This window comes from Paenibacillus sp. FSL W8-0426 (genome assembly GCF_037969725.1).
GTDB classification, from domain to species: domain Bacteria; phylum Bacillota; class Bacilli; order Paenibacillales; family Paenibacillaceae; genus Paenibacillus; species Paenibacillus hubeiensis.
Genome location: NZ_CP150203.1, coordinates 2,278,540 through 2,291,061 on the forward strand (window position 1 = coordinate 2,278,540; position 12,522 = coordinate 2,291,061).

11 protein-coding genes are annotated in these 12,522 nt (G+C 49.2%); 10 read left to right on the forward strand and 1 reads right to left on the reverse strand.

Annotated features, from left to right (window positions below):
- Window positions 1-187: 187 nt before the first annotated feature.
- Window positions 188-616: an organic hydroperoxide resistance protein gene (locus MKY59_RS10440; RefSeq protein ID WP_236417060.1), complete on the reverse strand. Its 429-nt coding sequence runs from the start codon at window positions 614-616 to the stop codon at window positions 188-190.
- A 192-nt stretch (window positions 617-808) separates the two neighbouring features.
- Here MKY59_RS10440 and MKY59_RS10445 point away from each other — a divergent pair, with 192 nt between their 5' ends.
- The 10 genes from MKY59_RS10445 (at window position 809) to flgC (ending at window position 12,485) form a co-directional block, all read left to right on the forward strand.
- Complete coding sequence (locus MKY59_RS10445) at window positions 809-1,264, forward strand: MarR family transcriptional regulator (RefSeq protein ID WP_236417061.1); 456 nt, start codon at window positions 809-811, stop codon at window positions 1,262-1,264.
- A 245-nt stretch (window positions 1,265-1,509) separates the two neighbouring features.
- Entirely contained in the window at window positions 1,510-2,670 is a 1,161-nt protein-coding gene (sucC, locus tag MKY59_RS10450) for an ADP-forming succinate--CoA ligase subunit beta (RefSeq protein WP_236417064.1), read from the forward strand.
- A 67-nt stretch (window positions 2,671-2,737) separates the two neighbouring features.
- On the forward strand, window positions 2,738-3,667 hold the full coding sequence (sucD, locus tag MKY59_RS10455) for a succinate--CoA ligase subunit alpha (RefSeq protein WP_339277448.1): 930 nt from the start codon (window positions 2,738-2,740) through the stop codon (window positions 3,665-3,667).
- A gap of 247 nt (window positions 3,668-3,914) precedes the next feature.
- On the forward strand, window positions 3,915-5,045 hold the full coding sequence (gene dprA / locus MKY59_RS10460) for a DNA-processing protein DprA (protein ID WP_339277449.1): 1,131 nt from the start codon (window positions 3,915-3,917) through the stop codon (window positions 5,043-5,045).
- 107 nt (window positions 5,046-5,152) lie between these two features.
- Window positions 5,153-7,252: a type I DNA topoisomerase gene (topA, locus tag MKY59_RS10465; RefSeq protein WP_339277450.1), complete on the forward strand. Its 2,100-nt coding sequence runs from the start codon at window positions 5,153-5,155 to the stop codon at window positions 7,250-7,252.
- A gap of 21 nt (window positions 7,253-7,273) precedes the next feature.
- Complete coding sequence (trmFO, locus tag MKY59_RS10470) at window positions 7,274-8,611, forward strand: FADH(2)-oxidizing methylenetetrahydrofolate--tRNA-(uracil(54)-C(5))-methyltransferase TrmFO (protein ID WP_236417070.1); 1,338 nt, start codon at window positions 7,274-7,276, stop codon at window positions 8,609-8,611.
- A 23-nt stretch (window positions 8,612-8,634) separates the two neighbouring features.
- Window positions 8,635-9,177 carry an ATP-dependent protease subunit HslV gene (hslV, locus tag MKY59_RS10475; protein WP_236417071.1) on the forward strand — a complete coding sequence of 181 codons (543 nt, stop codon included), beginning with the start codon at window positions 8,635-8,637 and terminating at the stop codon, window positions 9,175-9,177.
- A gap of 125 nt (window positions 9,178-9,302) precedes the next feature.
- A complete protein-coding gene (hslU, locus tag MKY59_RS10480; protein ID WP_236417072.1) occupies window positions 9,303-10,703 on the forward strand; it encodes an ATP-dependent protease ATPase subunit HslU in 1,401 nt (466 codons plus the stop codon).
- 913 nt (window positions 10,704-11,616) lie between these two features.
- Window positions 11,617-12,027: a flagellar basal body rod protein FlgB gene (flgB, locus tag MKY59_RS10485; RefSeq protein WP_339277453.1), complete on the forward strand. Its 411-nt coding sequence runs from the start codon at window positions 11,617-11,619 to the stop codon at window positions 12,025-12,027.
- A gap of 5 nt (window positions 12,028-12,032) precedes the next feature.
- Window positions 12,033-12,485 carry a flagellar basal body rod protein FlgC gene (flgC, locus tag MKY59_RS10490; RefSeq protein WP_236417074.1) on the forward strand — a complete coding sequence of 151 codons (453 nt, stop codon included), beginning with the start codon at window positions 12,033-12,035 and terminating at the stop codon, window positions 12,483-12,485.
- Window positions 12,486-12,522 lie beyond the last annotated feature (37 nt).

Consider the following 12,522-nt stretch of genomic DNA (forward strand, 5'->3'; position numbering starts at 1 on the left):
TGAAGGTGCTTCCTAATCATCTATTAAGCATTGTATATAAAAGGAAACCGAGCGTCAACTCCGATTCGGAACCATACTGCGGATCAATCCGGCCGGTTTCCTGAACAGCCGTACATTTCGTATTTCCGTATTCGCAAAAAGAGTAGGCCGGCGAGCAAGATTCCGGGCATATCCTTTGAAATGGTTATTACAGTACGTTCAACTCAACGTCGATGTTGCCCCGTGTAGCCCGGGAATAAGGACATGCTTGATGTGCCGCCTCGACCAGCTTCTCCGCAGTGGCTTTGTCCACGCCTTTTGCCAGTACGTCCAGCGTAACCGCGATGCCAAAACCGCCGTCCTCGACTTTGCCGAAATGAACGGTAGCCGTTACCTCGGAGCCTTCCAGCTTGATTTTTTGCATGCGTGCAACCATGTTGAGCGCACTATCGAAACAAGCCGCGTAACCTGCTGCAAACAGCTGCTCCGGGTTAGTGCCTTCTCCGCCGGCACCGCCCATTTCTTTCGGTGTACGGACATCCAAGCGCAGCTCAGGAACGGAGGACTCGACGTAGCCATTGCGGCCGCCTACTGCTTTCACTGTGGTTTCATACATTTTTTGTTGGATCGTCATCATGATATATCGCTCCCTGTTTTATTATTATATTTTACACAATTCAATTTATCACAATTAAATAGAAAAGTAAAATAATTTGTGTTCAATTATTCTGTTTTATTTTTAATTTGTGATAATATAGAGGTTAGATTCCTGAATCATGTAACACGATTGTTAGGAATGAATGTTTATATAGGCAGGTGAGAGCAACGGATGCAGGAAGACGTTTTGAAGCTGGATAACCAATTATGTTTTGCGATATATGCTTGTTCACGCGAAATTACAAAGATGTATCAGCCTTATCTCGAAGAGCTTGGCGTAACCTATTCGCAATATCTTGTCATGCTCGTGTTGTGGGAGCGCGGAGAATGTACGGTGAAAGAGATCGGCGAGGCGCTGTATCTGGATTCGGGGACGTTGACCCCTTTGCTGAAACGATTGCAATCGGCCGGCCTCATCCATCGTGAACGTTCCGCACAGGATGAACGCAAGGTGCTGATTACGCTGACAGACCCGGGCCGGGAGCTTCGTCAAAAAGCTTTGATGATCCCGGCTTCCATCCAGGGCGATGCTTGCTTGAACAACGCCGAATTTCAGACGTTGCTTGATCAATTCAAGGGGCTGCTTCAAAGGGTGCACGAGACGAACATGAAAGAAGCAAAAAAATAAAGCATCATCCATGACCAAGAAGAGCCTTCGGTAAAAAACCGGAGGTTTTCCAGTTTTATCCAAGTATTCACATTGCGGAATCAAATCCATATCAAAATGCTGTCTATTCACAGCCACATTTTTAAGGAAAGCGTTTTAAAAACATGTTACAATGGACTGGGTTTAAGTAAAAAAAGTCAACAATTGTCTTTTGTTCGTCATCATAACCCGCCTTGTTGCAGTCATGTTGATAGGAGGATTCGAGAATGAATATCCATGAATATCAAGGAAAAGAAGTACTGAAACAGTATGGAGTTGCCGTACCCAACGGGAAGGTTGCTTATACAGTCGATGAAGCGGTTGAAGCCGCAGAGGCACTGGGCAGTCCGGTGACTGTAGTCAAAGCGCAAATTCACGCCGGAGGCCGCGGAAAAGCAGGCGGCGTAAAGGTAGCGAAAAGCACGGATGAAGTTCGTGCCTATGCATCCGAGATTTTGGGGAAAGTGCTGGTTACTCACCAGACTGGACCGGAAGGCAAGGAAGTCAAACGCCTTTTGATCGAAGAGGGCTGCGATATCCGCAAAGAGTATTACGTCGGGGTAGTTGTAGACCGGGCCACAGGACGCGTCGTTATGATGGCATCCGAAGAAGGCGGTACCGAGATTGAAGAAGTGGCGGCGGCAACGCCGGAGAAAATCTTCAAAGAAGTGATCGATCCTGCCATCGGATTGCAGGTCTTCCAGGCACGCAAGCTGGCATACAGCATCGGCATCCCGAATGAGCTGGTTAATAAAGCCGTGAAGTTCATGGTTGCGTTGTACACAGCATTTGTCGAAAAAGATTGTTCCATTGCAGAGATCAATCCGCTCGTTGTTACGGGAGATGGAAACGTTATCGCATTGGACGCGAAGTTGAATTTCGATTCCAACGCATTGTTCCGCCACAAGGATATTCAGGAACTGCGCGACTTGGACGAAGAAGACGAGAAGGAAATCGAGGCTTCCAAATATGATCTCAGCTACATAGCGCTGGATGGCAACATCGGCTGTATGGTAAATGGCGCGGGACTGGCGATGGCGACGATGGACATTATCAAATATTACGGCGGAGACCCGGCCAACTTCCTGGACGTTGGTGGCGGCGCAACGACGGAGAAAGTCACCGAAGCGTTTAAGATCATTCTGTCCGATGCCAAGGTCGAAGGTATTTTCGTTAACATTTTCGGCGGGATCATGCGCTGTGACGTCATTGCCAATGGCGTGGTTGAAGCCGCGAAGCAGCTCGGCCTGACGAAACCGCTTGTCGTTCGCCTTGAAGGAACCAACGTGGAATTGGGCAAACGTATTCTGGGCGAATCCGGATTGAATATCGTTCCAGCCGATTCCATGGCCGACGGCGCACAAAAAATTGTTGCCCTCGTCAAATAAGTTCATTCCTTGGTACCGGAGCCATGTCCGGGACATGAAAAATAACCGTAAGGGGATGTGAAGCAACGTGAGTATTTTGGTCGATAAAAATACAAAAGTCATTACACAAGGCATTACGGGTTCAACAGGAATGTTCCATACGAAGGGCGCTTTGGATTACGGAACCCAAATGGTCGGCGGCGTCACGCCGGGCAAAGGCGGAACGAATGTGGACATCACGCTGGAGAACGGCGAGGTCGTAAGCCTTCCGGTTTACAATACGGTTCTTGAAGCTAAAGAAGCGACAGGAGCGACGGCAAGCGTAATCTATGTGCCGCCGGCGTTTGCTGCGGATTCCATCATGGAAGCCGTGGATGCCGAGCTGGATCTGGTGATCTGCATCACCGAGGGCATTCCGGTCCTTGACATGGTGAAGGTTTCCCGATTCATGGAAGGCAAAAAGACGGTCCTGATCGGCCCTAACTGTCCGGGCGTGATTACGCCGGGAGAATGCAAAATCGGAATCATGCCGGGGTACATCCATAAACCAGGACATGTGGGCGTAGTATCCCGCAGCGGAACATTGACGTATGAGGCCGTACACCAGCTGACAACTCGTGGCATCGGTCAATCCTCCGCCGTTGGGATTGGTGGGGACCCTGTCAAAGGTTCCGAGTTCATCGATATTCTGAAACGCTTTAACGAAGATCCTCAGACTCATGCCGTGATCATGATCGGTGAAATCGGAGGGACTGCGGAAGAAGAAGCAGCCGAGTGGGTTCGCGACAATATGACCAAGCCGGTGGTAGGTTTCATTGGCGGCGTAACTGCGCCTCCGGGCAAACGCATGGGCCATGCCGGAGCAATCATTTCCGGTGGTAAAGGCACGGCGAAGGAAAAAATCGCAAAACTCGAATCTTGCGGCATCAAAGTTGCGCCGACGCCATCCGAGATGGGTTCGACGCTCGTAAGCGTGCTCGAAGAAAAAGGCATTTTGAATTTGTGCACGACACATTAAAACTTTCCCGTTATAATAGAAGAAACGATGCTCAAAAAATGAGTTTATTTGGGTTATCGACGATATTGTGACACGGAAGGTAAGCAACCTTTTGTCCCTCATCCGGACGAAGGGTTGCTTTTTTGCGTTTTTTTGTCGCAAACAGGAAGGATTACATTTCACGACAAAGTAAACGCTTGCAATCCGGGGTCACTTGCCACACAATATGAGGGAAGCTTTTTTCCCTCCAGCGGGAGGAAGTATACATATGAAAGATAAATGGATTTTATTCGGATTGCATGAAATGGAGGGCATTGGACGGAAAACGATCTCCAAGCTGATGTCCGGTGAGCACAAACTGGCAGACATGCTCGATTTTCGTAAAGAGGATTGGTTAAAGGCCGGGCTGAGAACGGATCAGGCACTCCGTTTGGTCGAACGATTAAATCGAAGCTGGATCGAGGAGAGACGAGAGCAGGTTTATAAACTGGGAATTCGGGTGATTACGTATCTGGATGGTGAGTATCCCATATTATTGAAGGAAACGGGATCGCCGCCTTGGGTATTATATGGCATTGGAGATATGGGTTTGCTATGTTCGGATTCTATTGCCATGGTGGGCACGCGAATGCCGACCGTATATGGCCGCAAAATCGGCGAGAAGCTGGCTGGTGATTTATGCCATGCAGGCTTGACGGTGATAAGCGGGTTGGCCAGAGGCATTGATAGCGTATGTCATGAAGCGGCCTTGCGTGCAGATGGCAAAACCATCGCCGTTTTCGGAACAGGCATCGATCAGATCTATCCGGCCGAAAATCGTGGATTAGCCGCAAAAATTGCTGAAAAAGGACTGCTGCTGTCGGAATACCCGCCAGGCACCAAAGCGCGGCAAGGACTGTTTCCCGAACGCAACCGAATTATTGCCGGACTAAGCCTGGGGACGCTTGTTGTCGAGGCCGACCTTCGCAGCGGCTCGCTCATTACCGCAGACGCAGCCCTGGAAGCCGGTCGGGATGTATTTGCTGTTCCGGGACCGATCACTTCCCCGAAGAGCAGAGGAGCCCATAATTTGATTCGTCAGGGCGCCAAATTGGTCACATCCGTTAACGATCTGTTGGAAGAATATCAAATGGGCTTGCCAAATCCCGAACAACTTCCTTACAATAGAGGTCGTTCAACGAAGAAAGGCGAAGGGATTGCACAAGCGATATTTCCCGAAACAAGTCTTTCTTCCGACGAGCAACGCGTCATCACTCTGCTGGAGCATGAGGAGCAGTCTCTGGACCAGCTTGTGGAACGGCTGGGTTGGGATTTTGGACATTTGCATTCAGTTCTGTTATCTTTAATCATAAAAAAGCAGATTAACCAATTACCTGGGTCAAGGTATGTGAGGGTATGACGACGCTGCAGCTGCTGCAGTGTGTGAACATAAACGTTATGAGAAGTTAGTTAGATTGGATGAGTTCGCTTGTTTTAGCAGCTCGTCACTGAGAGGAGGATGAACCTATGGCGGATTCACTCGTTATCGTGGAGTCGCCCTCAAAGGCGAAGACGATTGGCAAATATTTGGGCAGCAAGTTCATCGTAAAGGCTTCGATGGGACATGTGCGCGATTTGCCGAAGAGTCAGATCGGCGTTGAGGTTGAAAATGATTTTAATCCGAAATATATTACGATCCGCGGCAAAGGTTCTGTTCTGAAAGAACTCAAGGATGCACGCAAAAAGGTGAAAAAAGTGTATCTCGCAGCTGACCCGGATCGCGAAGGTGAAGCGATAGCCTGGCATTTGGCCCATGCGCTTGAACTGGATGACACCGAGGATTGCAGGGTTGTTTTCAACGAGATTACGAAGCAGGCCGTGAAGGATGCTTTCAAAACCCCGCGCAAAATCAACATGGACTTGGTGAATGCCCAGCAAGCGAGAAGGATTCTTGATCGTCTTGTCGGGTACAAGATCAGCCCGCTATTATGGAAGAAAGTCAAAAAGGGACTATCGGCAGGACGAGTTCAGTCGGTAGCCGTCAAAATCATCTTGGATCGGGAAAATGAAATCAATGATTTCATTCCCGAAGAGTACTGGAGCATTACTGCCAAGCTGACGGCAGACGGCAGCCCTTTCGAAGCCAAGTTTCATCAGTTGAATGGCGTAAAAACCGAGCTTGGCAGCGAGGCAGAGGTTCAGGCTGTGCTTAAACAGATCGAAGGCGCTCTTTTTACAGTCAAGGAAGTAAAAGAGAAGGAACGCAGCCGCAACCCATCTGCCCCGTTTACGACGAGTTCCCTGCAGCAGGAAGCGGCCCGGAAGCTCAATTTCAGGGCATCCAAAACGATGTCCGTTGCCCAACAGCTCTATGAGGGCGTTGACCTTGGCAAAGAGGGCACCGTGGGTCTTATCACGTATATGCGTACCGACTCCACTCGAATTGCTGCATCCGCGCAGGAAGAAGCCAAAGATTACATCATCAGCAAGTATGGCGATGCCTTTGTGCCGGAAACTCCCCGCAACTATGCGAAAAAGGCTGCCAATGCGCAGGATGCGCACGAAGCGATTCGGCCTACCTCCATTTTGCGCGATCCGGATTCCATCAAGTCGTTTATGAGCCGTGACCAGTTCAGGCTGTATAAGCTGGTTTGGGAACGCTTCGTGGCGAGTCAAATGGCTTCTGCCATTCTGGATACCCTGTCGGTAGATATCGCTGTGGGAGACGCCACGTTTCGGGCGGCTGGTTCGAAAGTCCGCTTCCAGGGATTCATGAAGGTGTACGTGGAAGGCAATGACGACGGTACAACTGAAGAGGATCGTTTGCTTCCGCCGCTGAAAAGCGGTGATGTGCTCGAAAAGCAAGAGATCGAACCGAAACAGCATTTTACGCAGCCGCCGCCGCGGTATACGGAAGCAAGGCTCGTTCGCACGTTGGAAGAGCTGGGTATAGGGCGTCCAAGTACGTATGCGCCAACGCTGGAAACGATCCAGAAACGCGGATATGTCGCGATCGAAGAAAAGAAATTTATGCCGACCGAGCTTGGTGAGCTGGTTATTGAGCAAATGGAGGAGTTTTTCCCGGAAATTCTGGATGTCGAGTTTACGGCCAACATGGAGGGGGATCTCGACCATGTGGAGGAAGGCACGGAAGATTGGGTGAAGGTCCTCGCCGAATTCTATGAATCGTTCGAGAAGCGCCTTGAATTTGCCGAAGAAGAAATGAAGGAAATCGAGATCGAAGATGAAGTCTCGGATGAAACATGCGAAAAATGCGGCAAACCGATGGTTTACAAGCTGGGTCGTTTCGGGAAATTTTTGGCATGCTCCGGCTTTCCGGATTGCCGAAACACGAAACCGATCGTCAAGGATATCGGCGTAACTTGTCCAAAATGCAAGGAAGGTCATGTCGTGGAACGGCGCAGTAAAAAAGGACGGGTGTTTTACGGCTGCGACAGATATCCGGAGTGCGACTTCGTATCCTGGGATAAACCGTCTGCCAAGCCGTGCCCTAGCTGCGGTTCCATGATGGTTGAGAAGCGCAACAAGCAGGGAACTCGCCTGCAGTGTACTTCATGTGATCATCAGGAGCCCGTGGAGGAGCCGGAAGAAGAATCAGCGCAATAGCATAGATGGGGGTAAATGATTTTGAGTAATGAACAACAAGTGACTGTGATTGGTGCCGGATTGGCCGGTACGGAAGCGGCCTGGCAAATCGCAAGCCGCGGGGTGCGCGTGAAGCTTTATGAAATGAGACCCGTAGTGAAAACGCCTGCACATCACACGGATAAATTCGCCGAACTGGTATGCAGTAATTCGCTTCGTGCCAATGGGTTGACCAATGCGGTCGGCGTCCTGAAGGAAGAAATGCGCATGCTGAACTCGCTGGTGCTTGCAGCTGCAGACCGCCATGCAGTACCTGCTGGCGGTGCGCTTGCCGTTGACCGGGACGGGTTTTCGGGTGAAATTACATCTACGCTGCACAATCATCCGCTGATCGAAGTGGTGAACGAAGAGTTAACCGCGATTCCGGAGGATGGCATTGTGGTTGTGGCTACCGGCCCGCTGACTTCGCCTGCATTGTCCGAGCAGATCAAAGCGCTTATGGGCGAGGAATATTTTTACTTTTACGACGCGGCTGCGCCGATTATCGAAAAAGATTCCATCGACATGAACAAAGTATATCTTGCATCCCGCTATGACAAAGGCGAGGCGGCATATCTGAACTGTCCGATGACCGAAGAGGAATTCGACACGTTCTACGAGGCGCTGATTACGGCTGAAGTCGCTCAATTGAAAGAATTCGAGAAGGAAATTTATTTCGAAGGCTGCATGCCGATTGAAGTCATGATGAAACGGGGAAAACAAACCGCGCTGTTCGGACCGATGAAACCGGTTGGCCTCGTCAACCCGCATACAGGGACGCTGCCGCACGCAGTCGTTCAGCTGAGACAGGACAATGCTGCAGGCACGCTGTACAATCTCGTAGGCTTCCAGACCCATCTGAAATGGGGAGAACAAAAGCGGGTATTCTCGCTGATTCCTGGTTTGGAAAATGCGGAATTCGTGCGTTATGGAGTCATGCACCGAAACACGTTCATCAACTCGCCGAAGCTGCTTCACCCGACCTATCAATTCAAAGGGCGTTCCAACCTGTTCTTCGCCGGCCAAATGACCGGGGTTGAAGGGTATGTGGAATCCGCGGCATCCGGACTGATTGCCGGTATGAATGCAGCCAAGCTTGCGCTGGGTCAGGATATGGCTGTGCTGCCTGCGGAAACGACGCTGGGAAGCATGGCTCAATACATTACCACTGCCGATTTCAAGCATTTTCAGCCGATGAACGCGAATTTTGGTTTGCTGCCGAAATTGGCTCAGAAAATTCGCAACAAAAAAGAAAAAAATGAAGCTCTTGCTCAGCGTGCACTGGACGGCATTGCCCGTTTTGCGGCTGAGGAGGGCCTGACGGTTCCTGGACGCGTTTAAATCATACGTAGGAGGCTTATATCATGGACATGTCATTTCACGCGACGACGATCTGTGCTGTGCGCCATAATGGCAAAGCCGCGATTGCCGGGGATGGGCAGGTGACCATGGGACAGAGCGTGGTCATGAAACAAACGGCCAAAAAGGTGCGACGTTTGTACCGGGGGCAGGTCGTTGCCGGTTTTGCGGGATCTGTAGCTGACGCTATTACCTTGTTTGAAAAATTCGAAGGCAAGCTGGAGGAGCATCACGGCAATCTGCAGCGGGCTGCCGTTGAGCTCGCCAAGGATTGGCGTCAGGATCGGATTTTGCGCAAGCTGGAGGCTTTGTTGATCGTGATGGATCATAGCGGCATGCTCCTTATTTCCGGCGGTGGCGAAATTATCGAACCGGATGACGACGTCATTGCAATCGGATCGGGGGGGAACTTTGCTTTGTCAGCAGCAAGAGCATTGAAACGTCATGCCACGGATCTGGAAGCAAAGGATATCGCCAGGGAGGCGCTTCAAATTGCCTCAGAGCTATGCGTGTATACCAATAACAACATTATTGTCGAAGAGCTGTAATGTAACCCCGCAAGCGAGAACCTGGGTCGAAGGTTTGTTTCAAGCGCTATGCGGGGTTACCCCTAGTTTTGGATAAAAGTTAAGATGCCGGAAAAAATCCGGCATAATGGCAGGAGGGAACCGGAATGCAAACTCAATCGTTAACCCCAAGACAAATCGTAGCAGAGCTGGATAAGTACATTGTAGGACAGAAGCAGGCGAAGAAATCGGTGGCGGTTGCGCTTCGCAACCGTTATCGACGGAGCCTGCTGCCTGAACACACCCAGGACGACATCGTACCGAAAAACATTTTGATGATCGGCCCGACCGGGGTCGGAAAAACGGAAATCGCGCGCCGCTTGGCCAAACTGGTAGGCGCTCCTTTCGTGAAAGTGGAAGCTACGAAATTTACGGAAGTAGGTTATGTCGGCCGCGATGTCGAATCCATGGTCCGTGATCTGATCGAAACGTCCCTGCGCATGGTGAAACAGGAGCGTACGGAAAAAGTGAAGGATAAGGCTGAGGAAGCCGCCAATGAGCGAATCGTACATATTTTGGCGCCTTCGACGTCCCGTTCTAAAAACCAGCGTAATCCGTTCGAAATGATCTTTGGCAACAATTCGAGCCAGGAAGACGAACAGGAAGATCGCCAAACCGATTCCGGGCTTGCGGAAAGACGGCGGAAAATCAAATTCGACCTGTTGTCAGGCAAATTGGAAAACGAAATTATCGAAATCGATGTCGAGGATACGACGCCTTCCATGATGGATATGTTTGCCGGGCAGGGGAATGATCAGATGGGCATGAACATGCAAGAGATGTTTGGCAGCCTGCTGCCCCGCCGCACCAAAAAACGCAAGCTGGCCATCAAGGAAGCGCGCAAGGTGCTGACCCAGGAAGAAGCGGGCAAACTGATCGATATGGATGATGTCACCCAAGAATCGGTCCGTCGGGCAGAACAAACGGGGATCATTTTTATCGACGAAATTGACAAAGTAGCCAGCCAAGGGCGCGGGAGCGGCCCGGACGTCTCCAGGGAGGGTGTACAGCGCGACATTCTGCCGATTGTCGAGGGTTCGACGGTGATGACCAAATATGGGCCCGTCAAAACGGATTATATCCTCTTTATCGCAGCTGGCGCATTTCATGTCGCGAAGCCGTCGGATCTCATTCCGGAGCTGCAGGGACGTTTTCCGATTCGCGTGGAGTTGGATAGCTTGACGCTTGAAGAATTCGTATCCATTCTGACAGAACCTAAAAATGCGTTAACGAAGCAATATGTCGATTTGTTGCGAACGGAAGATATTGAGATCGAGTTTTCAGCCGAAGCCATTCGGGAGATCGCAAAGCTTGCCGTGTCCGTAAACCAGAACACCGAGAATATCGGTGCTCGCCGTCTGCACACCATTCTGGAGAAGCTGCTGGAGGATTTATCCTTTGAGGCCCCTGAGCTGACGCTGGAGCGCATGCTCATTACACCGGAGTATGTTCGGGAAAAACTCGGCGATATTGCACAGGATCGCGATTTAAGTCAGTACATTCTATAAGGGAAAAGACACGCACCGGGCGAATGTCCCAATGCGTGTCTTTTTTTTGAAGCTTCGCATATAATTTCGACATTTTTGTTACATAGCAGCTAATGTTTAACAACGTTTTAACCGATAATAGAGTAAAAGCACGATGGGACATGCCGAAATATAGGACTTGTGAAGCAGATCAAGGAGATTGTCTTAGATAAGCATCCGCATATGTTTAAAATTCAATTGGTTTGAATTCCAAATATAGGTTTATTTATTGTCCTAGTCTAGTGATCGGTTTAATGGCAATGGGTCGGTTTTATTGCGCAAATGCGAAAAAAGCCTGAGTAATGGGACATTTTGGATGAAACTGAAAACCGGGGACGGTGCACGGTTTTGTTAACTCTAAATGTTAAGAAATTGTTAGTCTCCCAAGTTCAGAAATGAAGGGTTGTCTTCTGGACGGGGTGTCAATTATGAATTACAACGATACATCGGTTTTATTGCATCCTGGTTTGGAAAGCCTATTGTTACGCCAAATTTTTCATGTTTAACCATGGGAAAATTCGCCGGATAACTCTTCGCTCAATTCGGATCGCTTAAAAATATAGATGAAATCGTGAAGCGAACTTTGAATTGTAAGAGACTAGATGTTAAGTAGATTTAAACAATGTTTTCTTTTGGGTCCCATCGTTTACGAAAAAAATCATAATTTGCTGAAAATACTCAAAAAGCTCTGTCTTTAAGAAAAGATAGGGCTTTTTTCTTATTGTAATAAATGCCAATCTCTAAGAAACTTATGTTATACGACAACATCAGAGTTAATTCTACTTAAGTCCTAGATCGACGGATAAAAACGAACCTGTTTTTGTCGAAAACAAGGATAACTTGAAGAAAAAGGGTTGTAACTTTTTCCATAATTTTAAAAGAGAGGAGGGATATTATGAATCTTTTGAATGATATTAGTTTTAAAAGGTTGCAAGGTGCACTTGATGCGTCGAATATGCGGCAAAATGCCATTGCCAACAACATCGCGAATGCTGACACCCCGTATTTCAAGCGTTCTGACGTTTCTTTTGAAGAAATGCTGCAACAGCAAATGAACGATGGGGATATCAAGGTTTTGAAAGGGAAAGTGACAGATCCAAGGCATTTTGTCATAGGTCCTTCCTCTTCCGTTCCCGCGCCAGTAGTCGAAATGGACCAGAGTACCTCCATGAACAATAACCAGAACAATGTCGATATTGATCGTGAGATGAGTCTTCTGGCGGAGAACCAACTGAGATATAACGCCTACATTCAGCAGGTAAATGAACAGATCAAGATGATGCGAGTCGGAATTGAAGGGAGATAATTCTAGTGAACGTTAGCAACAGCTTTAGTATTAGTTCGTCTGCTCTAACCGCGCAGCGTTTGCGGATGGATGTGATCTCGTCCAACATTGCGAATGCCGAAACGACCCGTGCCAGCGTGTCCAACGGGGAAGCGGTCCCATACAAAAGGAAAATGGTTGTCCTGGAACCGAACAAATCCTCGTTCAGCAGCCTTCTTCAAAGTCAGATGCAAGGAGGGGCTACCGGGAAAGGAGTCAGGGTTTCGGAAATTCGCGAAGATCAGTCACCGCTTAAACCGGTGTACGATCCGACACATCCGGATGCTAACGCCGAAGGTTATGTCATGATGCCCAATGTCGACATCGCCAAAGAAATGGTGGATATGATCTCGGCCTCACGCTCATATGAGGCAAATGTTACAGCACTGAATTCCACCAAAGCGATGTTCACGAAAGCTCTGGAAATCGGAAGAGCCTGATTGAATGTAAATCGGTAGCACCAAGTGAGACAAACGA